The sequence below is a fragment of the Microbacterium sp. NPDC087589 genome (assembly GCF_044743635.1).
Lineage (GTDB): Bacteria > Actinomycetota > Actinomycetes > Actinomycetales > Microbacteriaceae > Microbacterium.
In genome coordinates this window covers 715,218-739,004 of the sequence record NZ_JBIUWV010000001.1, presented here as the reverse complement: position 1 = coordinate 739,004, position 23,787 = coordinate 715,218, and the positions used below count along the sequence as shown (strand labels likewise).

General features: G+C 67.0%; 25 protein-coding genes, 1 tRNA gene and 1 other RNA gene. 16 read left to right on the top strand and 11 right to left on the bottom strand.

Going from position 1 to position 23,787, the window contains the following annotated elements; all coding sequences use genetic code 11:
• The first annotated feature begins 35 nt into the window (after positions 1-35).
• Genes ACIOU8_RS03735 through dapF form a run of 3 tightly spaced genes read left to right on the top strand, consistent with a single transcriptional unit; the run spans position 36 to position 1,927 of the window.
• The gene (locus tag ACIOU8_RS03735; protein ID WP_400785937.1) at positions 36-563 is read left to right on the top strand and encodes a dihydrofolate reductase family protein; all 528 of its coding nucleotides are present in this window, start codon (positions 36-38) and stop codon (positions 561-563) included.
• On the top strand, positions 556-1,032 hold the full coding sequence (locus tag ACIOU8_RS03730) for a GNAT family acetyltransferase (RefSeq protein ID WP_400785935.1): 477 nt from the start codon (positions 556-558) through the stop codon (positions 1,030-1,032). The genes ACIOU8_RS03735 and ACIOU8_RS03730 overlap by 8 nt, the downstream gene beginning before the upstream one ends.
• A gap of 22 nt (positions 1,033-1,054) precedes the next feature.
• A complete protein-coding gene (gene dapF, locus ACIOU8_RS03725; RefSeq protein WP_400785933.1) occupies positions 1,055-1,927 on the top strand; it encodes a diaminopimelate epimerase in 873 nt (290 codons plus the stop codon).
• A gap of 25 nt (positions 1,928-1,952) precedes the next feature.
• Here the strand turns inward: dapF and ACIOU8_RS03720 are convergent, their stop codons facing one another.
• Positions 1,953-2,594: a class I SAM-dependent methyltransferase gene (locus ACIOU8_RS03720; RefSeq protein ID WP_400785930.1), complete on the bottom strand. Its 642-nt coding sequence runs from the start codon at positions 2,592-2,594 to the stop codon at positions 1,953-1,955.
• Between the two features lie 68 nt (positions 2,595-2,662).
• Between ACIOU8_RS03720 and hflX the strand changes: the two genes are divergently transcribed.
• The gene (gene hflX / locus ACIOU8_RS03715; protein WP_400785928.1) at positions 2,663-4,174 is read left to right on the top strand and encodes a GTPase HflX; all 1,512 of its coding nucleotides are present in this window, start codon (positions 2,663-2,665) and stop codon (positions 4,172-4,174) included.
• A 10-nt stretch (positions 4,175-4,184) separates the two neighbouring features.
• Here hflX and ACIOU8_RS03710 read toward each other — a convergent pair whose 3' ends face one another.
• A complete protein-coding gene (locus ACIOU8_RS03710) occupies positions 4,185-4,853 on the bottom strand; it encodes an SIMPL domain-containing protein (RefSeq protein ID WP_400785926.1) in 669 nt (222 codons plus the stop codon).
• A 142-nt stretch (positions 4,854-4,995) separates the two neighbouring features.
• Here ACIOU8_RS03710 and ssrA point away from each other — a divergent pair.
• Positions 4,996-5,365: a transfer-messenger RNA gene (ssrA, locus tag ACIOU8_RS03705) on the top strand.
• Positions 5,366-5,461: 96 nt separating this feature from the next.
• On the opposite strand, the gene ACIOU8_RS03700 is transcribed toward ssrA, so the two are convergent.
• Both ACIOU8_RS03700 and ACIOU8_RS03695 read right to left on the bottom strand, forming a co-directional pair.
• Positions 5,462-6,814, bottom strand: a complete 1,353-nt coding sequence (locus ACIOU8_RS03700; RefSeq protein ID WP_400785924.1) for a DUF1524 domain-containing protein — start codon at positions 6,812-6,814, stop codon at positions 5,462-5,464.
• Between the two features lie 125 nt (positions 6,815-6,939).
• Positions 6,940-7,794, bottom strand: a complete 855-nt coding sequence (locus ACIOU8_RS03695) for a transposase (protein WP_400785921.1) — start codon at positions 7,792-7,794, stop codon at positions 6,940-6,942.
• Positions 7,795-7,880: 86 nt separating this feature from the next.
• On the opposite strand from ACIOU8_RS03695, the gene ACIOU8_RS03690 reads away from it, so the two are divergent.
• Complete coding sequence (locus ACIOU8_RS03690) at positions 7,881-8,195, top strand: hypothetical protein (RefSeq protein WP_400786875.1); 315 nt, start codon at positions 7,881-7,883, stop codon at positions 8,193-8,195.
• A gap of 30 nt (positions 8,196-8,225) precedes the next feature.
• On the opposite strand, the gene ACIOU8_RS03685 is transcribed toward ACIOU8_RS03690, so the two are convergent.
• Together ACIOU8_RS03685 and ACIOU8_RS03680 are read right to left on the bottom strand one after the other, a co-directional pair.
• A complete protein-coding gene (locus ACIOU8_RS03685; protein WP_400785919.1) occupies positions 8,226-8,789 on the bottom strand; it encodes a hypothetical protein in 564 nt (187 codons plus the stop codon).
• Positions 8,790-8,811: 22 nt separating this feature from the next.
• Entirely contained in the window at positions 8,812-9,609 is a 798-nt protein-coding gene (locus tag ACIOU8_RS03680) for an inositol monophosphatase family protein (RefSeq protein ID WP_400785917.1), read from the bottom strand.
• Positions 9,610-9,756: 147 nt separating this feature from the next.
• Here ACIOU8_RS03680 and ACIOU8_RS03675 point away from each other — a divergent pair.
• Together ACIOU8_RS03675 and ACIOU8_RS03670 are read left to right on the top strand one after the other, a co-directional pair.
• A tRNA-Lys gene (locus ACIOU8_RS03675) sits at positions 9,757-9,829 on the top strand.
• 111 nt (positions 9,830-9,940) lie between these two features.
• Positions 9,941-10,348, top strand: a complete 408-nt coding sequence (locus tag ACIOU8_RS03670; protein WP_400785915.1) for a hypothetical protein — start codon at positions 9,941-9,943, stop codon at positions 10,346-10,348.
• Positions 10,349-10,355: 7 nt separating this feature from the next.
• Here ACIOU8_RS03670 and ACIOU8_RS03665 read toward each other — a convergent pair whose 3' ends face one another.
• The 4 genes from ACIOU8_RS03665 to ACIOU8_RS03650 are packed head-to-tail and all read right to left on the bottom strand — an operon-like array spanning position 10,356 to position 13,350.
• Positions 10,356-10,829, bottom strand: coding sequence for a YbaK/EbsC family protein (locus ACIOU8_RS03665; RefSeq protein ID WP_400785913.1), 474 nt, complete (start codon positions 10,827-10,829; stop codon positions 10,356-10,358).
• A gap of 34 nt (positions 10,830-10,863) precedes the next feature.
• A complete protein-coding gene (locus tag ACIOU8_RS03660; RefSeq protein WP_400785911.1) occupies positions 10,864-12,090 on the bottom strand; it encodes an MFS transporter in 1,227 nt (408 codons plus the stop codon).
• Positions 12,087-12,524 (bottom strand): MarR family winged helix-turn-helix transcriptional regulator, encoded by a 438-nt coding sequence (locus ACIOU8_RS03655; protein ID WP_400785909.1) that lies wholly within the window; start codon positions 12,522-12,524, stop codon positions 12,087-12,089. Before ACIOU8_RS03655 ends, ACIOU8_RS03660 begins: the two co-directional genes overlap by 4 nt.
• 40 nt (positions 12,525-12,564) lie before the next feature.
• Positions 12,565-13,350 carry an IclR family transcriptional regulator gene (locus ACIOU8_RS03650; protein WP_400785907.1) on the bottom strand — a complete coding sequence of 262 codons (786 nt, stop codon included), beginning with the start codon at positions 13,348-13,350 and terminating at the stop codon, positions 12,565-12,567.
• A gap of 104 nt (positions 13,351-13,454) precedes the next feature.
• Here ACIOU8_RS03650 and ACIOU8_RS03645 point away from each other — a divergent pair, with 104 nt between their 5' ends.
• Genes ACIOU8_RS03645 through ACIOU8_RS03635 form a run of 3 tightly spaced genes read left to right on the top strand, consistent with a single transcriptional unit; the run spans position 13,455 to position 16,106 of the window.
• Complete coding sequence (locus tag ACIOU8_RS03645) at positions 13,455-14,228, top strand: CoA transferase subunit A (protein ID WP_400785905.1); 774 nt, start codon at positions 13,455-13,457, stop codon at positions 14,226-14,228.
• Between the two features lies 1 nt (position 14,229).
• Positions 14,230-14,880, top strand: a complete 651-nt coding sequence (locus ACIOU8_RS03640) for a 3-oxoacid CoA-transferase subunit B (RefSeq protein ID WP_400785903.1) — start codon at positions 14,230-14,232, stop codon at positions 14,878-14,880.
• Positions 14,877-16,106 (top strand): acetyl-CoA C-acetyltransferase, encoded by a 1,230-nt coding sequence (locus ACIOU8_RS03635; protein ID WP_400785900.1) that lies wholly within the window; start codon positions 14,877-14,879, stop codon positions 16,104-16,106. The genes ACIOU8_RS03640 and ACIOU8_RS03635 overlap by 4 nt, the downstream gene beginning before the upstream one ends.
• 4 nt (positions 16,107-16,110) lie before the next feature.
• Here the strand turns inward: ACIOU8_RS03635 and ACIOU8_RS03630 are convergent, their stop codons facing one another.
• The gene (locus ACIOU8_RS03630; protein ID WP_400785897.1) at positions 16,111-16,389 is read right to left on the bottom strand and encodes a hypothetical protein; all 279 of its coding nucleotides are present in this window, start codon (positions 16,387-16,389) and stop codon (positions 16,111-16,113) included.
• A gap of 231 nt (positions 16,390-16,620) precedes the next feature.
• Here ACIOU8_RS03630 and ACIOU8_RS03625 point away from each other — a divergent pair, with 231 nt between their 5' ends.
• Genes ACIOU8_RS03625 through ACIOU8_RS03605 form a run of 5 tightly spaced genes read left to right on the top strand, consistent with a single transcriptional unit; the run spans position 16,621 to position 23,787 of the window.
• Entirely contained in the window at positions 16,621-17,892 is a 1,272-nt protein-coding gene (locus ACIOU8_RS03625) for an MFS transporter (protein ID WP_400785893.1), read from the top strand.
• Positions 17,893-17,943: 51 nt separating this feature from the next.
• Positions 17,944-19,353, top strand: coding sequence for a trehalose-6-phosphate synthase (locus ACIOU8_RS03620; protein ID WP_400785891.1), 1,410 nt, complete (start codon positions 17,944-17,946; stop codon positions 19,351-19,353).
• 45 nt (positions 19,354-19,398) lie between these two features.
• A complete protein-coding gene (gene otsB, locus ACIOU8_RS03615) occupies positions 19,399-20,196 on the top strand; it encodes a trehalose-phosphatase (protein WP_400785888.1) in 798 nt (265 codons plus the stop codon).
• A gap of 9 nt (positions 20,197-20,205) precedes the next feature.
• A complete protein-coding gene (ilvD, locus tag ACIOU8_RS03610) occupies positions 20,206-21,924 on the top strand; it encodes a dihydroxy-acid dehydratase (RefSeq protein ID WP_400785885.1) in 1,719 nt (572 codons plus the stop codon).
• Positions 21,925-21,984: 60 nt separating this feature from the next.
• Complete coding sequence (locus tag ACIOU8_RS03605) at positions 21,985-23,787, top strand: acetolactate synthase large subunit (RefSeq protein WP_400785883.1); 1,803 nt, start codon at positions 21,985-21,987, stop codon at positions 23,785-23,787.

Below are 23,787 nucleotides of genomic sequence, written 5' to 3'. Positions count from 1 at the left end.
TGGCTGATGTCTGAGCCTGATGAGATGGTTGTTCCATGGCCACCCACTTCTACACCGCGAGCAGCATCGACGGCTTCATCGCGACTGACCAGCACTCGCTCGATTGGCTCCTCAAGCAGGACATCGACGAAGACGGCCCCATGTCCTACGCGTCGTTCGAGAAGACCATCGGCGCGCTGGCGATGGGAGCATCGACCTACGAATGGGTCATGCGCCACGAGGAGGGGCGCTGGGGGTATCAGCAGCCCACCTGGGTCTTCTCCCACCGATCACTCGCGCTTCCGGCCGACGCCGACGTTCGTATCGCGGTGGGTGATGTGACCGCCGTGCACTCCGAGATGGTCGCCGCCGCAGATGGCAAGGATCTCTGGGTCGTCGGGGGCGGCGACCTGGCCGGGCAGTTCGCCGATGCCGGTCTTCTCGACGAGGTGTGGGTGCAGTACGCGCCGGTGACACTCGGTTCAGGGGCGCCGCTGCTGCCCAGGGCGCTGGATCTCGAGCTTCTCGAGGTCGCCCGCAACCGCAACTTGATGTGCGGTCGGTACCGCGTGCGGCGTGGCTGAGTCGTCGGCTCCTGTGCGCTCGGGGGAGAACTGGGCGGTCCGGGCCTTCGATCGGTCAGACACTGAATCTGTGGTCGCTCTCTGGGCCGAGGCGGGTCTCACACGGCCGTGGAACGACCCCAGGCTCGACATCGAGCGCAAGCTCACGGTGCAGCCCGAGCTGTTCCTGGTCGTCGAGGACGGCGAGGCGAGGTCGGTCGCAGCGCCGATCGTCGGCACGGTGATGGCCGGTTACGACGGACACAGGGGATGGCTCTACTACCTGGCGACCGCAAGGTCGCATCGCCGTCAGGGGATCGCGCGCTCTCTCGTCCGTGAGGCTGAGCGACTTCTTCTCGACATGGGCTGCCCGAAGGTGCAGCTCATGGTCAGAGAGGGCAACGAGGGCGCGCTGGGCTTCTACGATGACCTCGGGTACGAGCGATTCTCCGTGTCGAACACAGGCAGGCGTCTGATCGTCGACGCATAGCCGTGATCTCTAGACTGGGTGGATGGTCGCATTCACCAAAGGACACGGCACCGGCAACGACTTCATCATCATCGCCGACCCCGACGGCGCGCTCGAATTGAGCGCCGAGCAGGTCGCCGTCCTCTGCGATCGGCACCGAGGCATCGGTGCCGACGGCATCCTTCGCGTCGTCCGCTCTGCGGCGATCGCAGACGGGCAGCCGGCACTCGAGGAGGAGCCGGGTGCCGAGTGGTTCATGGACTATCGCAATGCGGACGGCTCCATCGCTGAGATGTGCGGCAACGGCATCCGCGTCTTCGCGCACTACCTCGTGCGCTCCGGCCTCGCCACGATCGAACCCGGTTCCACGCTGCCGATCGGGACGCGTGCGGGCGTCCGCGACGTGACACGCAGTGAGACGGGTTACCAGGTGGACCTCGGTCTGTGGAAGCTCTCCGGTGATGATCCGCTCGTCACCGCAGACGGGCTTCCCGTCACGAGACCCGGTCTGGGCATCGACGTCGGAAATCCGCATGTCGTGGTCGCTCTCGCCTCTGAGGCGGAGTTGTCCTCTCTCGAGCTGCACCGTGCACCGGTTCTCGATCCGGCCCCGCCCGCCGGCGCGAACGTGGAGTTCGTCGTTCCGGGGGAGCCGCTCGTGCGGGACGGAATCGGACACGTCTCGATGCGCGTCTCAGAGCGCGGCGTGGGGGAGACCCTCAGCTGCGGCACAGGCGTGGCGGCCACGGCTCTGGCTGTGCGCTATTGGGCCGGTCAGAAGGCACCGGACAACTGGCGCGTAGAGGTGCCAGGCGGCACGCTCGGCGTGCGCATGTTCCCCGCGGAGGACGGCGAGCATGTGGCCCTCTCCGGGCCGGCTCAGCTCGTCTTCAGCGGCGAGGTCGACCTGATCTGATACGCGCGAGCTACCCGACGACGGCTCAGACGAGCGTGATCGGCTCGGTCGGCGGGGTGCCGTGCTTGCGCACCTTCAAGATGCGGTAGCCCTTCGACGTGGCGGTCCGATGGACGCTGAAACCCGGGTGGAACGTCGCGGCGATCCATCGCTGCAGCGAATCCGCGCCGAGGTTGCGCTGCACGACGAGCCACGCGTCACTGCGCTCATCGAGCCGGGGGATCCACTTCTCCAGCAGTCCGTGAAGCTCGTTCTTGCCGACTCTGATCGGCGGATTCGAGCGGATCGAGCGGAAGGTCACATCGGCGGGAACATCCTCGGGCAGGGATGCGTTGATGTTCTTGAGACCATGAGCCGCAGCATTTCGCCGCACGAGGTCGAGGGATCGCTCGTTCACGTCGACCGCCCACACGGTCGCGTGAGGTGCGGCCATCGCCATCGACAGCGTGATGGGTCCCCACCCGCTTCCGAGGTCGAGAAGATGGCCTCCCGGCGGAACCGGAGGCATGTTTGCGAGAAGGACGGCTGTACCGGCATCCAGCCGATCCGGGCTGAAGACGCCGCCAGCAGTGGTGACTTCCAGCTCTCGGCCTGCGAGCGTCACACGGATCGATCGCAGGTTCTCGGGGCTTGCCGGGGCCGCGGTGAAGTAATGGTCGGACCCCATACCGTGAGCGTAGCGGACAGCGCGGGCTAAGGTTAAGGCTCGCAACAAAACCCAGAGATAAGGGACGGATGACGGAGACCACCACACACTCCACAGGTGACGAAGCAGTCGATCGCGTGCTCGCGAATGCGGAGAAGAGGACGGAGGCACGTGTCTTCGGCGCCGCGCAGGCGCTGCAGGACCACTCCACGGCCTCGCACGCGTCTTCGGACGGCGACCAGTGGGACCTCGAGGATCGTCATGCGCTGAGGCGCGTGGGCGGTCTCTCCACCGAGCTCGAAGACGTCACAGAGGTCGAGTACCGCCAGCTCCGCCTCGAGAACGTGGTGCTGGTCGGCGTGTACCCGCAGGGTGCCCAGGACGATGCGGAGAACTCGCTTCGCGAGTTGGCAGCCCTTGCCGAGACCGCAGGTGCGGTCGTGCTCGACGGCGTTCTGCAGCGACGGCCGCATCCGGATGCCGCGACCTACATCGGCCGAGGCAAGGCTCAGGAGCTCAAGGGCATCGTCGCAGCCACCGGTGCCGACACCGTGATCGCCGACACCGAACTCGCGCCCAGCCAGCGACGTGCCCTCGAGGATGTCGTCAAGGTCAAGGTCATCGATCGCACCACCGTGATCCTCGACATCTTCAGCCAGCACGCCAAGAGCCGTGAGGGCAAGGCCCAGGTCGAATTGGCGCAGCTCGAGTACCTGCTGCCGCGTCTGCGCGGGTGGGGCGACTCGATGAGTCGCCAGGCGGGTGGACAAGTCGGTGCCGGCGGCGCCGGTATGGGTTCCCGCGGGCCGGGTGAGACGAAGATCGAGCTCGACCGTCGCCGCATCCGCACCAAGATGGCGCTTCTGCGTCGGCAGATCCGCGACTTCGGTCCCGCCCGAGAGGCGAAGCGGGCCGAGCGCAAGCGCAACACGATCCCGTCGGTCGCCATCGCCGGCTACACCAACGCCGGCAAGTCGAGCCTTCTGAACGCTCTGACGAGTGCCGGGGTGCTCGTGGAGAACGCTCTGTTCGCAACGCTGGATGCGACGGTGCGCCGGTCGGAGACCTCAGACGGGCGCGTGTACACGCTGACCGACACCGTCGGATTCGTCCGCAACCTTCCGCACCAGCTCGTGGAGGCGTTCCGTTCGACGCTCGAAGAGGTCGGTGAGGCGGATGTCGTGCTGCACGTGGTCGACGGATCGCACCCCGATCCGGCGGGTCAGCTGCAGACCGTGCGCGACGTGATGGGTGACGTCGGAGTCCGTGACATGCCGGAGATCGTCGTCTTCAACAAGGCGGATCTGCTGGCGGGCGATGAGCGTCTCGTGCTGCAGGGCCTCGAGCCCAGAGCGCATTTCGTCTCGTCGCGTTCCGGTGAAGGCATCGAGGAGCTTCGGGCGGCCATCGAAGAGGCGCTTCCGAAGCCCGCTGTCGAGGTTCACGCAGTGGTTCCGTACGATCGCGGTGATCTGGTCGCGGCGATCCACGAGACCGGGATGTTGCTTTCGGTGGAACACAGCGAGCAAGGCACTGTCGTCCACGCACGTGTGTCCGAGCGGCTCGCCGCCGATCTCGCCCCCTTCGCCGTCGGCATCTGACGGGCCGGAATCAGCGAGCGAGGAAGCGCGCCTCGACGGTGGCCGAGATGACGATCTCGTCAGGTTCGTACTCCATCGATGCGCCGACGGCGTCGGACTGCTGAACCATCGCCCCGCGTGTCTTCGCCATGCCGGCGAACGGCTGGGCGGGTGTGGGCGCGATCAGTCCGACATCGGCGATCTCCACTGGCACGACGGTGCCGAGTCCGAGCGCTGTGGCGTACGCCTGTGCCCGCGTGACGGCCACTCCGACCGCAGCCGCCGCGACGTCGCGTTCGATCCGTGAGCTCGTCTCGGTCGTGAGATGCCAGTTGACCCATCCGACCTCGACTCCGTCCCACGGCGACACGTCCGACACCCAGAGCGAGAGCTCGGAGGCCTCGGCGAAGGTCGCGGTCAGATCGATGCTTGCGTAATAGACGGGGGCGAGACGCTTGCCCTCGTTGTTCCACGGGCGCTCGGCCCGCACCGACAGCCTCTTGCTCGACCAGTCGACGACGACGCCCGTGTCGTGTCGCGCGGTGATGCTCTCACGCACGGGCTCGGTGAGACGCATGACGCGATCGACCACCGAGGCGCGTTCTGCACCCTCGGCGCGGATGCTGACGCGGATGGTGGCGCGCTCGGGCGCGATCCGCGCCTCATGCTCGCCCCGGACGGTGACGGTGACTTCGCTCATGTCGTGACTCTACGCCTGCGCCCTGACGAGGCTGGGAATGGCGTAGCCGCGGCGAACGTTGTAGTCTATGAGGCTCGGGGACTCCGGTTCCCGAAGTGAAAAATCCACAGAGTGACAGCGGCTCCTTCGAGAGAAGGACCACGGGGCTGATCGGTTTCGACAGCGCCTGTGAATCCACGAGAAGCGGGCCGAGGATGCAGAGTTATCTCGTAAACGCTCTCTGCAAAAAAATAGTTGCCGAAACCAAGCGCAACGACTTCGCCCTCGCTGCATAAGCGAGCCCGATAGTCCGTCAGGCCGTATGTGATTCCGGTACGGATCCTGGCGTCATCTAGGAATCTTGCTGCGTGATGGCGTCTGGACGTCACGTGGGACTCTTCCCAGGCTGGGCTCGTCGACTTAGGTGTCTGTGACAAAGGTCGGAGCCGAGCAGAACGTCTTCACAGACTGCGCCCGGAGAAGGCGTGGAGACTCAGCGTTGGACGGGGGTTCGATTCCCCCCAGCTCCACCACGTCGCTGTCACAAGCAAGAAGGCCCGCCTCCCTGGTGATCACTGGGGAGGCCGGCCTTCTTGTGTGTCGGTGAGTGCGGCCGCTCGTGCCGCTGATCACGGCGCTCCCGGCAGGCCCTCGCAGGGGACCCCATCGTGGTCGAGGTCGAGCTTCGCGACGTCCCCGTAGTGCGGGTAGTAGAGGTCGAACCACTCCTTCGCGGCAGCGTAGTTCGCGAAGTCGGTGCAGTTCCTGATGTCGCCGGGGTTCCCGGGCTGCTGGGGCGGTCGAGGCGGCTGGGGGACAGGGATGCCCGCGGCCGGCACGCGGAAATTGTCGCCCTCGTACGACCACACCCTGGTCCACTTCGCGATGACTGCATCCCGTTCCGCCGCGTCTGCGGTGTAGAAGTGATGAGCCGCGGACGCAGACCAGAAACGCGCCACCGGAACCGTGTCAGGCTGCGTGGAGTCCGTCGGGTACACGTAATAGGCGACCCCTTCGTCCTTCCAGATGTTCGGCCACCTGGCGATCACCGCGGCACGCTCGGCCGGGTCTGCGGTGTAGAAGTGCCCCGAGTACGTGCTGCTCCAGAATCTGTAGAGCGGGATGGTGCCTGCGACCTGGGTCTTGAACGCGGTGTACCGCTGCCCCTCATAGGTCCACACACCGGGCCAGCGGGCGATGATCTGATCGCGCTCTGCCACGTCCGTGGTGAAGAAGTGTCCCTGGTAGACGGGGCTCCAGAACCGGTGCACGGCAACGGGCTCCGGCAGCGGCGGCGCGGAGGGGCGCCCCACAGTCGGAGCCGCGGGGAGCCAGGTGTCCCGAGGGCCGCAGCCTTCGAGGATCGTCTGGATGGCGATCTTCTCGGCGGGGTCGACGGACAGGTTCCAGCGCCATTTCACCGCGACCCACTCGGAGACGTAGGTGCACCGAATGGAACGGTAGGAGGGCAACCAGGACGCAGGATCTTTGTCGGCCTTCGCCGTGTTGACGGCCGCGGTGACCATGGTCAGTGCGCGGTCGTCATCGACGTCGTTGGAGTATCCCTGTCGCTGTTCGTCTGTCCACGCCCACGCTCCGGACACCCATGCCTCTTTGAGGGCGACGAGGTGATCCATCTCCACTGCGGCGGGGTCGAGATGCGTGACATTGTCGTAGTAGGACAACCATTGACCCGCCGTGACAGTGCACACGCCGGTGACGGTCGCGGGGATGTCCGTCTCCTCGATGAGAACCTCCTGACGGGTGCGGCAGCCGTCTCCGTCGAGATCTGCGCCTTCGAAGAACTGGTCGCGGTTGTACTTGACGGTGGAAGGAGCCTCGACACGCAACTGATCCAGAAGCGTGGCCACGGGTATCCATTCCGCCGACGTCGGGGGCGCTGCCAGCGCCACCGAAGGTGTGAGCGATCCTGCGAAGATGGCGACGGTGACGAGAGCGGCCCCGAGAACCCGATTGCGCATGCCACTCCCTGTGAATTCGGCTCCGCCGGTGGAGTCCCGCGCTCAGGATACACACAGAATACCGGTACGCGTGCGCGCCCGTTCTGTAGTTCGTCTTGCCGCTGACCCGCGATCAGAACCGGTCGTCAGCGCCGGGTGAGTCGATCGAGGGCGTCCTGTGCGGCGCGGAGATCGTCCTCCGCTTCTCGCACGCGCTGCGCGAGCGCTTCTTGCTCGGTCTCCGCGTTCTCGGCGTCACTTCGTGCACGTTTCGCATCGACGCGCACCTTCGCCAGTGCTGACTCGAGCTCCTGCTCGCGACGTGTGAGCTCGTCGACATGCACGACAGCATCGCGGAGCGCACGGTCCGCTGTGGCCGCCTCGCGCGCCACTCGGTCGCGCGCTCTCTCCGCTTTTCTGACAGCCCGTTCGGAATCTCGCCGCTCTCTGCGCGCCTTGACCTCGTCGAGAGGTTTTGCGGCGGCCGAGGGGGCATCAGGTGCACCCCCGCCGACGATGCTGTCGGCGATGTCTGTGAATGTGCCGGCGGGTTCCAGTTCCCGCACCAGCCGAGCGGAGGCGACGGCCGCGGCAGCAGTCGGATCGAAGAAAGCGGCGCTGATGGTCTGTTGGATCGCCTCTCTCGTCGAAGCCGTGATGCGCTGCCCGCGCGCTTCGGCGAGGTCGGCGGCGTCCGCGGCGAGTCTGTTGGTGAGGGCACGCCGGTCGCGTCCGAGCTGCGCGAGAGCCCGAGCATCCAGATCCGCCTGTGCGTCGCGCAGCTCTTCGGCGAGCTCCAGTGCCTCTCCGAGCTGGGAGCCGCGCTCGTGCGCGAAGACATTCACGACCCAGGCGGCGATCGATGGCTTCTTCAAGCCGCGGATCCGAGCAGCGAGAGCAGGGTCGTCGGTGTCGGCGGCACGGGCGTTCCGTGCGGTCACGAAGTCCGTCGGCGACCCGGTGTAGAGCTTCACCGCGATGTCAGCGAGCTCGGACTCCATGCGAGCGACGATACACCGCGCACGATCTGCTCTCCGTGCCGCGACGCGTGAACATCGACCGCAGCCCGATCAGTATTCTGGTTGGCATTGCAACGCTGTTCTATGGCGCGTCTGACGTTCCGATCCACATCGAGGATCGAGCACTCGCGCATCTGAAGATCGTCATCGCGACCAAGCTCCGCCGACAGGAGAGCTTCACTCTGTCGTGGCGTCACCCCGAGAGGCAGCCCGGTGGGCGGTCCACCATCTGGATCCACCCGTCGATACCGCTGCGCTTCACCTTCGACGAACCGGAGCCGCCTCAGCTGAACACGCGCTGGATAGAAGATCTCATGCAGTCGGTGAACTCCACCGGCGGCATCCTCCTGGTGGACGAGGTGATCGACGCGCCAGGGCCGTGAGCGCCCCTGACGCGGCCGGATGAAGCGCCGTCACCCGGCCCATTCGATCAGGATCAGCCCCTGGCGCGTATCCGCGAACTTCACCCATCCGTCGCCGAACAGATACGTCATGCCGTATCCGTTTTCGTCGGTGCCCATCGCGAACTGCGGGTTCTCGGTGATGTAGATGCCGTCCGGGCCGTCTTCTCGGGTCCAGCCCTCTCCCAACAGCGAGGACTGTGCCGTCGTGGCATCTTCTGCGCTGATCGTCGACCATCCATAGAGCTGGCCATGGTCGGAGGCGATGCTGTAGTCGGCCCAGAAGCAGAGGAGACCGTCGGTCAGCGTCACGCCGCCCACCACGAACTCCTTCTCCTCGAAGGACCACCCCTGATCGGTGAGCACCTTCACTGTGCCGGCCGACACGATCGTGTCGCAGGCGGGCTCTGCTGTGGGTGTGGGGGTCGGCGTGGTCGCGGGCTCGGCTGTGGCCGCGGGGGAGGGCTTCGGTGCGTCCGGTGTGGGGGAGGCGGAGCTCTCCGGCGCCCCCGCGCAGGAGGTCAGGGCGGCAGCGAGCAGCAGGGCACCCAGTGCGGCGGAGGTGAAGCGGTTCATCGCGCGAGCCTTCATCGGTGGGTCAGTCGTGCAGGAGATCGAGAAAGGCTCCGTGGAGGACGCCGTTGGTTGCAAGCGTCGACAGATCCGAGATCGTCTCAGCACCATCGAACCCGGTCATCCGGCCGCCGGCCTCGCGCACGATCGGTACAGCCGCGGCGACGTCGTACTCCTTGACTCCGAACTCTGCGACCATGTCGATTCGCCCCTCGGCGAGGAGCATGTAGGCATAGATGTCGCCGTACGCACGATCGCGCCACACGCGGTCGGCGAGCGCCAGCAGCTGGTCGATGTGGCCGGATTCAGCCCACTGGCTGATGCTCTGGAAACTGACGCTGGCGTCGTCGAGCGACGACACGGAGGACGCCCGGATGCGGCGCGGCTCGGCGTCCGTCGCGGTCCAGGCCCCTGCGCCGGCAGCGGCCCACCAGCGGCGTCCGATGGCGGGCATACTGACGACGCCGACCTGTGGGATGCCGTCGACAGCGAGAGCGATCATGGTGCCCCAGAGTGGCACCCCGCGAAGGAAGTTGGCGGTGCCGTCGATCGGGTCGATGATCCACTGCCGATGGGTGCTGCCCTGAGCGCCGAACTCCTCTCCGAAGATGCCGTCATCGGGCCGTTCGATCGCCAGGAGCGAGCGGATCGCCCGCTCCGTCGCGAGGTCGGCGTCTGTGACGTGCGAGTTGTCTGCTTTCGTCGAGACCTCGAGGTCGGGGCTGTCGAATCGGGGGAGGGACTGCGCGTCGGCGGCGTCGGCGAGTCGGAGGGCGAGTGCGAGGTCGCGAGAGAAGTCGTCGACGCGGGGGGAGGCGGTCACGACTCCAGGATAACCGCCCGCACACGGGAGTCCGAGAGGGGCTGACTCGGGGCGACACGCGCGGCGAACGCGGAGGACCCGGTTCGATTTCGCCCGGCGGCGATCCGCTGGTAATGTAATTCCTCGGCCGGGGAATTCCCGGGCCACGCACCTCTAGCTCAATCGGCAGAGCAACTGACTCTTAATCAGTGGGTTCTCGGTTCAAGTCCGAGGGGGTGCACGGATCAGCCCTGATGACTCTCGCCAGTCATCGGGGCTTTTCTGCATCCACGAAGATGCCGAGGATCAGGCTTCCGGTGCGCTAGCGTGATGCAAACGCTAGGGGATGGCCATGTGGACACTGAATAGGGCCTGCGCGATCGTGACGGTCGCGGCATCTCTCGGTCTGGGGTTGACAGGCTGTTCAGCGGCCGAGAAGAGGGTCGACTACTCGACATCGTCGGTCACCCTCGCGCCCGGAGAAGCCCTCGTGGTCGACTTCGGGGAGATCAATTCCACAGTCGGCGACGCATGGGTGATCACACGAGAGCCGGATCCCGCCATGCTCGGTCCCGGCGATGAACGATCACGTTATCTCGGTCAGGACGGCGAGACCGGCGCTCCGAGCGAGGTCTCCTATCGTTTCGCACCTGTCGGCGACGGGACCACGGTGATCCGGTTCGAATACCAGTTCCGCGGGGCGGTGCCCGAAGACGCGGACGATCAGCAGACGGCCGAGATCACGGTGACGGTGAAATAGCGGTCGCTCAGTCGACCGTTACGACCTCTCCATCGGTGAGGTGCTGAAGAGTCTCGAAGGTCAGGGGCATCACCGTGTGCGGGTGCCCGGCTGCGGCCCAGATCTCACCATGCTTGCGAAGATCCTCGTCGATGTAGGTCCGCAATCGCGTCGGATGTCCCACCGGGGCGACTCCGCCGATCGCCTGGCCGGTGGCCTCACGAACGACTGATGCCGGCGCCATCGCGATGGTGGCCGCGCCGGTGCTGCGTGCCAGGACGGCGAGATCGACCCGGTGTCCACCGCTCGTCATCACGAGAACCGGAGTCCCGTCGGCGACGAACACGAGGCTGTTCGCGATCACGGAGACGTCGCATCCGATCGCGGCTGCGGCTTCGGGGGCCGTTCGCGCGGAGTCCGGGAGGATGCGGATCTCTGCGGTCACGCCGGCGTCGATGAGATGCTGCTGTACGAGCCTGCTGCGCTCGGGGAGATCGTTCATGACCCCACGGTAGCGAACGCCGCAGGCTCGAGTCTCACGCGGCGTCGCCCAGCAGGATCGCCTCGGCATCTTCGACGGCGACCTCGTCAGGCTCGTCGTCGATGTGCGCGAGTGTCCTGCGCCCGAGGAAGATCGTCAGGGCGGCGACCAGCACTGCTACGGCTGCCACGAGATACGGAACCGTCGCATCGAACGCGTGCCACAGGGCAGCCGCGAGCGGAGGAGCGATCGCTCCACCGAGGAACCGCACGGAGGAGTACGCCGACGAGGCGACCGAGCGGGGCAGATCCGTCGCCTCCATGACGGCCTCCGTGAGCACGGTGTTCATCACGCCGAGCAGTAGTCCGCCGATGACGATGCAGACCACGAGTGCGGTGGCCGACTCGACCAGCAGCCCGGCGACGATCAGATCGACCGCGAGAAGCGGGAGCACCGTGAGAATGACACGGGTGCGTGACATGTGGCGCATGAGCAGCGGTGCGACCCACACGCTCGTGAGCGCGAGCGCGAGTCCCCAGCCGAAGAAGGTGAAACCGATCCCCATCGCTCCGAAGCCGAGGGGGAACGGCGAGAAGGCGAGCAGGATGAAGAATCCGATGTTGTAGAAGAAGGCCGCCGTGGCGAGCACCGCGAGGGCGGGGTTGCCGAGCGCCTTGAAAGGCGCGGAGAACGGCACAGGGGTGTGCTTCTCGGCCGGGCCGCGCAGCAGCACGAGGACCGCGAGGAACGCGATCGCCATCAGCACCACGACGCCGAAGAACGGTGCACGCCAGCTCTGCTCGCCGAGGAGGCCGCCCAGAAGTGGACCGATCGCGATGCCGAGACCGAGAGCCGCCTCATACAAGACGATGGCCGCGGAGCTGCCTCCGGTGGCCGATCCGACGATGGTCGCCAGGGCCGTGGAGATGAACAGAGCGTTGCCGAGACCCCACCCTGCGCGGAAGCCGATGACTGCGTCGACACTGCCGCTGAGCGCACAGAAGAGAGCGAACACGACGATCAGCGCCAGCCCGATCAGCAGCGTCTTCTTCGCGCCGATGCGGCTCGAGATCCAGCTGGTCACGAGCATGGCGAGTCCGGTGACGGCGAGGTAGCTCGTGAACAGCAGTTCGGTCTGGAACGGGCTCGCCTGAAGCGACTCCGCGATCGCCGGGAGGATCGGATCGACCAGTCCGATGCCCAGGAAGGCGACGACGCAGGCGAAGGCGACGGCCCAGACCTGGGCGGGCTGCTTCCACACTGAGGTGGCGGGGGTGTTCACGCTGTAGCTCCTGTCGAGTCGGTGGTGGTGTGCGCCGCGAGGATCTCGGCGGCGCGCGTCAGGACGTCCCATTCGTCAGCATCGAGATCGGCGAAGCGCGGTGCGAGAGTGTCGCGGAACTCTTCGCGCCACGCCTGCAACGCGCGGGAGCCTGCGTCCGTGATGGCGACGGCGATCGCGCGGGAGTCCTCAGCGTCAGGGGAGCGGAGGAGGAGCCCTTCGCGCTCGAGGTTCCCGATCAGGCGCGTCATCCCGGGCTGGGTGGTGCGCGCCGCGGCCGCGAGTTCTCCGACCCTTCTCGATCCGGCTTGCTCGAGCAGACTCAGCACCCTCCACTGTGCCGCAGGCGCGTCATTGCCGGCATCCTGCGCAGCGATCCGGCCGAGCGCGTACCCCGAGAGCACGAGTGAGGGAATGACATCCTGGCGATTCATACCCAAAAGTATATAACTTTCAGTATGTAAAAGTCTCGAGTCAGCGTCGGGCGCCGGAGATCCGCGCAGAGAGCTGGTGTGCGTGGGCGAGGAGCGTCCTGCCGAGATCGGCGATCCGATCAGGTCCGAAGCGGAACTCGACGCCGGTCAGGCTGAGGGCCCATTCCGGCCGCCCCGACCGATCGAAGACCGCTGCGCCGAGCCCCCAGCTGCCCTCGACGATGAGCCCCGGGTTCACCGCGTAGCCTCGCTCCTTCGTCTCCGCCAAGCGTGTCCGCAAGGGGCGGGCGCCATGCGATCGGCCCCACGCGGACTCCAATTCAGGATGCCGCTCCAAGTAGGCGTCCACATCGTGGTCAGGCAGGAAAGCCAAGATGGCGAGGCCGGCGCTTGCCACGCCGAGCGGGAATCGGACGCCCTCGCTCAGCACGAACGACCGGATCGGGAACGACCCTTCCTCACGGAGCAGGCACACCGTCTCGTCGGCTCTGCGTACCGAGAGGAAGGCGCTCTCCTCCGTCTTGACGGCGAGCGAGCGCACGATGTCCCGGGCGAGAGCGGTCACGTCATAGCGCGCGGCGGCGACCGATCCCATGAGGAAGAGCTCCGGCCCAGGCATCCAACGAGCGCTGGACTCGTCGCGGTCGACCAGCCCTTCCGCACGCAGAGCGGACAGGAGTCGATGTGTGGTGGAACGAGACAGTTCCGCAGAGCGTGCGAGATGCTGCAGCGATGCGCCGTCATGTCCGCTGGAGGTGACCAGCCGGAGGAGCTTCGCGGCGCGGGCGATCGCCTGCGCTCCCGGAACGACGGCGGTGGATTCCATAATGTGGACGCTAAGCCATGTTGCGTCCACATCGCAAGAGTCCCCCTTCCTTCGAGGGCCGCAGAAGCGGATGCTGAACAGATACGTCTTTCGAAGGAGCATGCGTGATCGACAAGCAGTGGGCGAATGCCGCGGAGGCGGTCGCGGACATCGAAGACGGTGCTTCCCTCGCCGTCGGAGGATTCGGACTCTCCGGCAACCCGATCGCCCTGATCGAGGCGCTGCTCGCCCAGGGCACGGCGGGACTCAGCATCGTGAGCAACAACTGCGGGGTCGACGACTGGGGGCTCGGAATCCTGCTCGCAGCCAGACGCATCCGCAAGATGACGTCCTCGTACGTCGGGGAGAACAAGGAGTTCGAGCGCCAATTCCTCTCCGGCGAGCTCGAACTCGAGCTGACGCCGCAGGGAACGCTGGCCGAGAAGCTTCGTGCGGGAGGGGCAGGTATCGCGGCGTTCTTCACGCAGACGGGTGTCGGCACGCAGGTCGCCGAGGGCGGGCTTCCGCGGCTGTACAACCCCGATGGCAGCGTCGCAGTGGAGTCCCCACCCAAGGACGTGCGCACATTCGATACGACGGCAGGGCCACGCGAATGTGTGCTCGAGGAGGCGATCACCACCGACTTCGCCCTGGTGCACGCGCTGGCTGGGGACAGGCACGGGAACCTGATCTTCAACAAGGCTGCACGCAACTTCAACCCGCTCGCGGCGATGGCCGGACGGGTGTGCATCGCGCAGGTCGAACAGTTGGTCGAACCGGGCGAGCTGGACCCGGACCGCGTCCATCTGCCCGGTGTCTTCGTGCACCGCGTCGTAGAGGTCGGCACCGAGATCCCGAAGCGCATCGAGCGCCGCACCGTCGCCAAGAAAGGAGCCTGAGATGGCGCTCACACGCGATGAGATGGCAGGACGCGCGGCAGCCGAGCTGCGAGACGGGTCGTACGTCAATCTCGGCATCGGACTGCCCACGCTCGTGCCGAACCATGTCCCGGATGACGTCACCGTCGTGCTGCAGTCCGAGAACGGCATCCTCGGGGTCGGGCCCTATCCGCACGAGGATGCGGTGGACCCCGATCTGATCAATGCGGGCAAGGAGACGGTCACAGTCCTCGCCGGTGCTGCGTACTTCGACTCGGCGACGAGCTTCGGCATGATCCGCGGCGGAAAGATCGACGCGGCGATCCTCGGCGCCATGCAGGTGTCCGCGACCGGAGATCTCGCGAACTGGATGATCCCTGGAAAGATGGTGAAGGGCCCCGGTGGCGCGATGGACCTCGTGCACGGTGCCGCGCGTGTGATCGTCCTGATGGAGCACGTCGCGAAGGACGGATCCGCGAAGATCGTGCACGAGTGCTCGCTTCCGCTCACCGGGCGCGGCGTGGTCGACAGGATCATCACTGACCTGGCGGTCGTCGACGTCACACCCGATGGCCTCGTCCTCGTCGAGCTCGCACCGGGCGTCACGGTGCAACAGGTCGTCGAGGTGACCGAGCCACCGCTCACGATTCCCGCCGAGCTGCTCGACCGATGAACCCAGAGAACGGAGGGGCCGAGATGATCGCCCACGACCACCCGACCGACCAGGATGTCGTCATCGTCGCCGCCGCGCGCACCCCGCAGGGGCGGCTCAAAGGACAGCTGGCGAGCTTCACCGCCCCGCAGCTCGGTGCATTCGCGATCAGAGGCGCGCTCGAACAGGGATCCATCGATCCGTCTGAGGTGGACGCAGTGATCGTGGGTCAGGTCCTGGCGGCCGGCTCCGGCCAGAACGCCGCTCGACAGGCGGCGATCGGCGCGGGCATCGGCTGGGACGTTCCCGCCCACTCCGTGAACAAGGTCTGCCTGTCGGGTCTCACTGCGATCATCGACGCGTCTCGGATGATCCGGACCGGGGACGCGGAGGTCGTCGTCGCGGCCGGGATGGAATCCATGACCAGGGCACCGCACCTGCTCATGGGCTCACGCGACGGCTGGACGTACGGCAGCGTCGAGGTGCTCGACCACATGGCGTACGACGGTCTCACGGACGCCTACGACAGAGAGAGCATGGGTGCGTCGACAGAGCGGCACAACGCCCGCTACGACCTGACCAGGGAAGCGCAGGACCAGGTCGCAGCACTGTCGCACCAGCGTGCTGCGGCGGCTCAGGCCGCCGCAGTGTTCGATGATGAGATCGTGCCGGTGGCGGTGCCACAGCGCCGAGGGGAGCCGGTGCTCATCACCGCCGACGAGGGGATCAGACCCGACACCACTGTCGAGTCCCTTTCAGGGCTTCGGGCGGCGTTCGCCGAAGGAGGCTCGATCACGGCGGGCAACTCTTCTCAGATCTCTGACGGGGCCTCGGCGGTCATCGTGACCACCCGCGGCACAGCGCAGGCCAAGGGGTGGCCGGTGCTCGTCACCGTCGGAGCGAGCGGACAGACAGCCGGCCCGGACAACTCCCTGCAGGCCCAGCCTGCCCGCGCCATCGAGCGGGCCTGTGAGAAGCAGGGGATATCGCCGGCGGATCTCGACCTCGTCGAGATCAATGAGGCGTTCGGAGCCGTGGTCGCACGATCGCAGCTCGAGCTCGGTCTGAGCAGCGACATCGTCAACATCCACGGCGGTGGCATCGCGATCGGCCATCCGATCGGCGCATCGGGCACACGGCTCGTCGTGCACGTGGCTCATGGGCTCATGCGCCGCGGTTCGGGCACCGCCGCAGTCGGACTCTGCGGAGGCGGTGGTCAGGGTGAGGCGCTGATCCTCACACGCTGAGGAGTCAGCGCTTGAGGGGCTTGATGCCCTTCGACTCCTTCTTGGCTTCCTTCTCGTGTTCCCTCTGCTGCTTCGCGTAGACGGGGGAATCCGGCGACACAGGGCGTCCCTGCTTCGCGCGCCGCGTGTCGATGACCGCCCCGATCGCGAGCGCCAGGCTGATGCCCCAGCTCACCCACGCGAGCGCAGACCGCCACGTGAGCCGAGTGTCGCGGGAGCCGCGGAGCAGAGTGACTCCGGTCATGACCGCGCCGATGAGTCCTGTGCCCGAGAGGTAGTTCATGCCTTCACGCTACCTTCCGACGGCCGCGCACCGCTCAGCCTTGACAATCGGGCGAGGATTCTGTCAGGGCGGTGCGCCCAGCGTCGGGCGTTCAGACGCGGGTCTGGTACGCGCGGTACAATGGGGCAGTCGCGGCTCGCTCGCGGCCGCAATCCGTGTATCTACCGGCCGCCGGCTTTCCGGCGGACAGCGGCGGCACCCGACCCCGCGTCTGCGGACGCGCGAGAGCCCATGACACACGCAACGCCCACGCCTCAGAACCACGCCCCGACGACGACGCCGGATTCACCGGGACTGCTCCGCATCGCGGGCCTGCCGTACTTCGTCATCGCGTTCATCGCCCGACTGCCGTTCGCGATGATGGTCGTCGGAGTCCTCACCGTCGTCGTGTCGGCGCGCGGCTCGCTCTCGCTCGGAGGACTCACCTCCGCAGCGGTCGGCCTGGGCACGGCGTGCTTCGGGCCTCTGCTGGGCGCCGCTGCAGACCGGTTCGGCCAGCGGATGGTGCTGCTCATCCTGGCGATCGCCAACGGGACGATGCTGGTGCTCTTCACCGTCGTCGTCTACACGGGTGGAGTCGACGCCCTCGTGCTGATCGCCGCCTTCGGCATCGGCGCGACCGCCCCGCAGGTGGCGCCGATGTCACGCTCCCGGCTCGTCACGATGATCGCCGACCGCATGCCGGAGGCACTCCGCACCCGCACCGTCTCCGGCACCATGGCGTATGAGTCCGCAGCCGATGAGACCGTGTTCGTGTTCGGACCCTTCATCGTCGGCATCCTCGCGTCGGCGATCGCTCCGTGGGCCCCGCTGATCGGCGCGGCCGTGCTCACGGTGGTGTTCGTCGGCGCATTCGCCCTGCATCCGAGTGCGCGCGTCGTGTCCGTGCACCGAGGTGAAGACGGCAGAGCCCCGTCGGCCGTGTCTGAGCTCTTCAGCCCGCGCCTGCTGATCGTCGTCGTCGGAATTCTCGGAGTGGGGATGTTCTTCGGCACGATGCTCACAGCGCTCACCTCCTTCATGGCCGATCGAGGCGCCCCCGAGCAGGCCGGACTCCTCTACGGAGTCATGGGCGTCGGCTCGGCGATCCTCGCCCTCGGAGTCGCCTGGCTTCCGGTGCGGTTCTCACTGCGCGCGCGTTGGCTGGTGTTCTCCGGCATCCTGCTCGCGGGCAGCCTGCTGCTGCTCTTCGTCGACTCGCCCGTGATGATGATGGTCGCGCTGGCCATCATGGGCATCGGAATCGGGCCGACTCTGGTGACCCAGTACAGCTTCGGCGCCGCGCGCAGCCCACTCGGACGCTCGGCCACGGTCATGACGATGCTCGGTTCGGGCATCGTCGTCGGTCAGTCCCTCGGCGCGGCGGTGGCAGGCGAGCTCGCCGAGAACGCGGGAACGGGCAGCGCCCTCGTCCTGCCGATCGTCGCCGCCGGGGTAGCGTTCGCGGCGGCGGTTGTCAATTGGTGCCTCAGTGCGACCCGACCTCGCGTAGCCTCGGTCTGAGCTTCTGTAGCCTGAGGAGCACCCCCACTGCATCGTCAGGAGCACTCACCCATGTCAGTCGCAGATTTCGTCGTCGTCGCCAACCGACTTCCGGTCGACCGGGTCGTGGGTCCTGACGGAGACGAGGAGTGGCGGACCTCCCCGGGCGGTCTGGTCGCAGCTCTTGAGCCGATGATGCGCAGTGCGCGCGGGGCCTGGGTGGGCTGGCCGGGACAGCCCGACCTCGAGCTCGACCGGTTCGAGATCAACGGCATCGACCTGATTCCGGTGCCGCTCAGTGCCGAAGAGGTCGCCGACTACTACGAGGGCTTCGCCAACGACACCATCTGGCCGCTCTACCATGACGTCATCGCGCCGCCGCAGTACCACCGCGAATGGTGGGAGGCGTACGTCAAAGTCAACCGCCGGTTCGCAGAGGCCGCTGCCGACGTCGTCGCCACCGACGGCACGGTCTGGGTGCACGACTATCAGCTGCAGCTGGTGCCGCAGATGATCCGCGAGCTGAGGCCCGACGTCACGATCGGCTATTTCCACCACATCCCGTTCCCGGCACACGGCCTCTACGCCCAGCTGCCTTGGCGTGATCAGGTGCTGAACGGCCTGCTCGGCGCCGATGTCATCGGATTCCAGCGTGCGCAGGACGCCACCTACTTCCTGACGGCGGTGCGCCGTCGTCTGCGCTACGAGGTCAAGGGGTCTGCGGTGGCGATCCCATCGGACGACGGACGTACCCGCACCGCGGTAGCCCGGGCCTTCCCGATCTCCATCGACACGGCTCCGTATCTCGAACTCGCGGCGCGCCCAGAGGTGCGGGCGCGTGCGGCCGAGATCAGAGAGAGCCTCGGCAACCCCAAGAAGATCCTGCTCGGCGTCGATCGGCTCGACTACACCAAGGGCATCCGGCACCGCATCAAGGCGTACGGCGAGCTTCTCGAAGACGGCCGGCTGAGCGTCGATGACGTCACCTTCGTGCAGGTCGCGAGTCCGAGCCGTGAGCGCGTCGACGCCTACGTGCACCTTCGCGACGAGATCGAGCTCGCGGTCGGGCGCATCAACGGCGATCACGACACGATGGGCCACACGGCGATCCGGTATCTGCACCAGGGCTACCCTCGCGAGGAGATGGTCGCGCTGTACCTCGCTGCCGACGTCATGCTCGTGACCGCCCTGCGCGACGGCATGAACCTCGTGGCGAAGGAGTATGTGGCGACCCGCGCCGACAACCGTGGCGTGCTCGTGCTGAGCGAGTTCACGGGTGCCGCCGATGAGCTGCGACAGGCGGTGCGGGTCAACCCGCACGACATCGCCGGGTTGAAGGACGCGATCATGACGGCGGTCGCCATGACGCCGGCCGAGCAGGGCAAGCGGATGCGGTCGCTGCGCCGCCGCGTGCTGGAGAACGACGTGAACGCCTGGTCGTCGTCGTTCCTCCGCGCGCTCGCAGACGTCCGCCGACGCTGATCCGCCGGGTCATACTGGGAGGACACCGCCTCGATTGGAGACACTGTGACCCGTAGTTGGACCCCCGGAGAAGCAGACCCGGCGCTGAGCGCCATCGCAGCCACCCCCAGGCTGGTCGTCGCCCTGGACTTCGACGGCACGGCGTCTCCGCTCGTCCCCGACCCGATGGCAGCCCGGGCGCTGCCCGAGGTCGCTACGCAGGTCGCTCGGCTCGCTGCCCTTCCCGACACGGTGGTCGCCTATGTGTCGGGGCGCAGCATGCACGACCTGAGGGTCATCACCGAGCACACGGATGATTCGCTGATCGCTCTGGCCGGTTCGCACGGTGCCCAGTACTGGTATCCGGGTGTCGGCGATGCTGCAAGCGACGGCGGCGAGTCCGCCGAGGGTTCTCGCGAGGAGCTGTGGGAGGCCGCACGCCCGATCATCGACCGCTACGAAGGTGCCGAGCTCGAGCCCAAGACCTTCGGGATGGGCGTGCACACGCGCACCGCCACGCGCGAGGTGGAGAAGGCGGTATTCGCCGAGATCGATGCCCTGGTGGCCGAGCGCTTCCCGCATTGGCGGCGCCGCGCCGGTCATCGCGTGCTGGAGTTCTCGTCTCGGAACGAGGGGAAGGACGCCGCGATGACCGCACTTCGCGAGCACTTCGATGCGACCGCCATCCTCTTCGCCGGCGACGACGTCACGGACGAGGACGCGATGAGGGTGCTCACCGGCGACGATCTGGGCGTGCGCGTGGGACCGGGGGAGAGCGCCGCCGAGCTTCGTGTGGAGAATCCACAAGAGATCGCTCTGCTTCTGGAGACGCTCGCGGACGAGCGCACCTCCCGGCGGGAATAGACTTCCGTCATGTCCTCGCATGATCCCTCCAGCAGCGCGCCCATCGACATCAAGCCCCGCAGCCGCGTCGTCACCGACGGCATCGAGGCGACGACCTCCCGAGGCATGCTCCGTGCCGTCGGCATGGGCGACGCCGACTGGGACAAACCCCAGATCGGCATAGCGTCCAGCTGGAACGAGATCACACCCTGCAACCTGAGCCTCGACCGCCTCGCGCAGGGCGCGAAAGAGGGCGTGCACTCGGGTGGCGGCTACCCGCTGCAGTTCGGCACGATCTCGGTGTCCGACGGCATCTCGATGGGCCACGAGGGCATGCACTTCTCGCTGGTGTCGCGCGAGGTCATCGCCGACTCTGTCGAGACCGTGATGATGGCCGAGCGTCTCGACGGCTCGGTGCTGCTCGCAGGCTGCGACAAGTCGATCCCCGGCATGCTCATGGCGAGCGCCCGTCTAGACCTCTCCAGCGTCTTCCTCTACGCCGGCTCCATCGCACCCGGGTGGGTCAAGCTCTCCGACGGCACCGAGAAGGACGTCACGATCATCGACTCGTTCGAGGCCGTCGGCGCGTGCCGAGCGGGTCTCATGAGCGAAGAAGACCTCAAGCGCATCGAATGCGCCATCGCCCCAGGTGAAGGCGCCTGTGGAGGCATGTACACGGCCAACACCATGGCGTCGGTCGCCGAGGCGCTCGGCCTCAGCCTTCCCGGCTCGGCCGCCCCGCCCGCCGCGGATCGGCGCCGCGACTACTTCGCGCACCGCTCCGGCGAGGCCGTCGTGAACCTGCTCCGTCAGGGCATCACGACCCGCGACATCCTCACCAAGGAGGCGTTCGAGAACGCGATCGCGCTCGCGATGGCCCTCGGCGGCTCGACGAACGTCGTGCTGCACCTGCTGGCCATCGCCCGGGAGGCCGAGGTCGACCTGAGCCTGCACGACTTCAACCGCATCGGCGACAAGGTGCCGCACGTGGCCGACATGAAGCCGTTCGGCAAGTACGTCATGAACGACGTCGATCGTCACGGCGGCATCCCGGTGATCATGAAGGCGATGCTCGACGAGGGCCTGCTGCACGGTGACGCGCTCACCGTGACGGGTAAGACGCTCGCCGAGAACCTGGCCGACCTCGACCCCCAGCCGATCGACGGCGAGGTCATCCACACGTTCGACAACCCCATCCATGCGACCGGCGGCCTGACGATCCTGCACGGATCACTCGCCCCCGAAGGCGCGGTCGTGAAGACCGCCGGCTTCGACGCAGCCGTCTTCGAAGGGCCCGCCCGGGTGTTCGAGCGCGAGCGTGCGGCGATGGACGCCGTGGCGAACGGCGAGATCGAGGCGGGCACCGTCATCGTGATCCGCTACGAGGGCCCGAAGGGCGGACCGGGTATGCGCGAGATGCTCGCGATCACCGCGGCCATCAAGGGCGCGGGGCTCGGAAAAGATGTACTACTCTTGACTGACGGACGATTCTCAGGCGGCACAACCGGCCTGTGCATCGGCCACATAGCACCCGAAGCGGTGGACGCAGGTCCCATCGCCTTCGTGCGCGATGGTGATCTGATACGGGTCGATATCGCAGCTCGCTCTCTCGACCTACTCGTCGACGAGGCGGAGCTCGCCTCCCGCCGTTCTGGCTGGGAGCCGCTACCCCCGCGCTATACCCGTGGCGTTCTTGCCAAGTACTCGCGTCTCGTGCGGTCCGCCGCCGAGGGCGCGACGACCGGCTGATCCGCGTCGATCCGGCATCCCAGCCTCCGACGTCGCCCACAGACCATCAGAAGGAGTGTCATGACCGCTGACACCGTCTCGGCCGTGCCGAGGCCGCCCGCACCCAAATCCGCCGCACCGGAGATATCCGGAGCAGAGGCGGTCGTCCGCACGCTCGAGCTCCTCGGCGTCAGGGACGTCTTCGGCCTGCCCGGCGGCGCGATCCTCCCCGTCTACGACCCGCTGATGGACGCGGCCGAGCTTCGGCACATCCTGGTGCGGCACGAGCAGGGAGCGGGTCACGCCGCCGAGGGCTATGCATCGTCGTCGGGCAAGGTCGGGGTCTGCATCGCGACCTCCGGCCCCGGTGCGACCAATCTCGTGACTGCGATCGCCGACGCCTACATGGACTCGGTGCCGCTGCTCGCGATCACCGGGCAGGTGTTCTCGACGCTGATGGGCACCGACGCGTTCCAGGAGGCCGACATCGTCGGCATCACGATGCCGGTGACGAAGCACTCGTTCCTGGTGAAGGACGCATCCGAGATCCCCGGTGCCATCGCGGCGGCGTACGAGATCGCATCGACGGGCCGTCCCGGCCCCGTGCTCGTCGACATCACCAAGGACGCCCAGCAGGCAATGGCGCCGTTCGTCTGGCCGCCCAAGTACGACCTGCCGGGGTACCGCCCCGTGACCAAGGCCCACGGCAAGCAGATCCACGCGGCCGCTGCGCTCCTGGCCGAGGCCAAGAAGCCGGTGCTCTACGTCGGCGGCGGTGTGATCCGCGGTCGTGCGTCGGCCGAGCTGCTCGCGCTGGCCGAGACGACGAACGCACCGGTCGTGACGACGCTCATGGCGCGGGGCGCGTTCCCCGACTCGCATCAGCAGCACCTGGGCATGCCGGGGATGCACGGCACCGTCCCGGCGGTGCTGGCGCTGCAGGAGGCCGACCTGATCGTGTCGCTCGGCGCGAGGTTCGATGACCGAGTGACCGGCAAGGCCGCTCTCTTCGCACCGAACGCCAAGGTCGTGCACGTCGACATCGATCCGGCGGAGATCTCGAAGATCCGCACGGCCGATGTGCCGATCGTCGGTGACGTCCGCGACGTTCTGGTCGATCTCGAGTCCGCGTTCCGCACAGCCGTCAACACGACGACCCCCGACACCGAGGAATGGTGGTCGTACCTCGACGGGCTGCGTACCGAGTTCCCCCTCGGATACGCGCCGACGACCGACGGGCTCCTCGCGCCGCAGTACGTGATCCAGCGGATCGGTGAGCTGACCGGCCCGGAGGGGATCTATGCCGCAGGCGTCGGACAGCACCAGATGTGGGCTGCGCAGTTCATCAAGTACGAGCGGCCGAACGCCTGGCTGAACTCCGGGGGAGCGGGAACGATGGGTTACTCCGTCCCCGCAGCCATGGGTGCCAAGGTCGCCGAACCCGATCGCGTGGTGTGGGCGATCGACGGTGACGGATGCTTCCAGATGACGAATCAGGAGCTCGCGACCTGCACGATCAACAACATCCCGATCAAGGTCGCGATCATCAACAACTCCTCGCTGGGCATGGTGCGCCAGTGGCAGACGCTGTTCTACGACGGCCGCCACTCGAACACCGACCTGAACACCGGGCACGGCACGGTGCGCATCCCCGACTTCGTGAAGCTCGCCGAGGCCTACGGCTGCCTTGCGATCCGCGTCGAGAAGGAGGAGGAGGTGGATGCGGCGATCAAGCTCGCTCTCGAGACGAACGACCGCCCCGTCGTCATCGACTTCGTCGTCAGCGCCGACTCCATGGTGTGGCCCATGGTTCCCCAGGGCGTGAGCAACAGCTACGTCCAGTACGCCCGCGAGCACGCGCCCGCATTCGACGAGGAGGACTGA

What these genes read in the sequence shown, in the direction of transcription:
- ACIOU8_RS03735 (WP_400785937.1), top strand. Translation starts at nt 36, where the DNA reads ATGGCCACCCACTTCTACACCGCGAGCAGCATCGACGGCTTCATCGCG.
- dapF (WP_400785933.1), top strand. Translation starts at nt 1,055, where the DNA reads ATGGTCGCATTCACCAAAGGACACGGCACCGGCAACGACTTCATCATC.
- ACIOU8_RS03720 (WP_400785930.1), bottom strand. Translation starts at nt 2,594, where the DNA reads ATGGGGTCCGACCATTACTTCACCGCGGCCCCGGCAAGCCCCGAGAAC.
- hflX (WP_400785928.1), top strand. Translation starts at nt 2,663, where the DNA reads ATGACGGAGACCACCACACACTCCACAGGTGACGAAGCAGTCGATCGC.
- ACIOU8_RS03710 (WP_400785926.1), bottom strand. Translation starts at nt 4,853, where the DNA reads ATGAGCGAAGTCACCGTCACCGTCCGGGGCGAGCATGAGGCGCGGATC.
- ACIOU8_RS03700 (WP_400785924.1), bottom strand. Translation starts at nt 6,814, where the DNA reads ATGCGCAATCGGGTTCTCGGGGCCGCTCTCGTCACCGTCGCCATCTTC.
- ACIOU8_RS03695 (WP_400785921.1), bottom strand. Translation starts at nt 7,794, where the DNA reads ATGGAGTCCGAGCTCGCTGACATCGCGGTGAAGCTCTACACCGGGTCG.
- ACIOU8_RS03685 (WP_400785919.1), bottom strand. Translation starts at nt 8,789, where the DNA reads ATGAACCGCTTCACCTCCGCCGCACTGGGTGCCCTGCTGCTCGCTGCC.
- ACIOU8_RS03670 (WP_400785915.1), top strand. Translation starts at nt 9,941, where the DNA reads ATGTGGACACTGAATAGGGCCTGCGCGATCGTGACGGTCGCGGCATCT.
- ACIOU8_RS03665 (WP_400785913.1), bottom strand. Translation starts at nt 10,829, where the DNA reads ATGAACGATCTCCCCGAGCGCAGCAGGCTCGTACAGCAGCATCTCATC.
- ACIOU8_RS03655 (WP_400785909.1), bottom strand. Translation starts at nt 12,524, where the DNA reads ATGAATCGCCAGGATGTCATTCCCTCACTCGTGCTCTCGGGGTACGCG.
- ACIOU8_RS03650 (WP_400785907.1), bottom strand. Translation starts at nt 13,350, where the DNA reads ATGGAATCCACCGCCGTCGTTCCGGGAGCGCAGGCGATCGCCCGCGCC.
- ACIOU8_RS03640 (WP_400785903.1), top strand. Translation starts at nt 14,230, where the DNA reads ATGGCGCTCACACGCGATGAGATGGCAGGACGCGCGGCAGCCGAGCTG.
- ACIOU8_RS03635 (WP_400785900.1), top strand. Translation starts at nt 14,877, where the DNA reads ATGAACCCAGAGAACGGAGGGGCCGAGATGATCGCCCACGACCACCCG.
- ACIOU8_RS03630 (WP_400785897.1), bottom strand. Translation starts at nt 16,389, where the DNA reads ATGAACTACCTCTCGGGCACAGGACTCATCGGCGCGGTCATGACCGGA.
- ACIOU8_RS03625 (WP_400785893.1), top strand. Translation starts at nt 16,621, where the DNA reads ATGACACACGCAACGCCCACGCCTCAGAACCACGCCCCGACGACGACG.
- ACIOU8_RS03620 (WP_400785891.1), top strand. Translation starts at nt 17,944, where the DNA reads ATGTCAGTCGCAGATTTCGTCGTCGTCGCCAACCGACTTCCGGTCGAC.
- ilvD (WP_400785885.1), top strand. Translation starts at nt 20,206, where the DNA reads ATGTCCTCGCATGATCCCTCCAGCAGCGCGCCCATCGACATCAAGCCC.
- ACIOU8_RS03605 (WP_400785883.1), top strand. Translation starts at nt 21,985, where the DNA reads ATGACCGCTGACACCGTCTCGGCCGTGCCGAGGCCGCCCGCACCCAAA.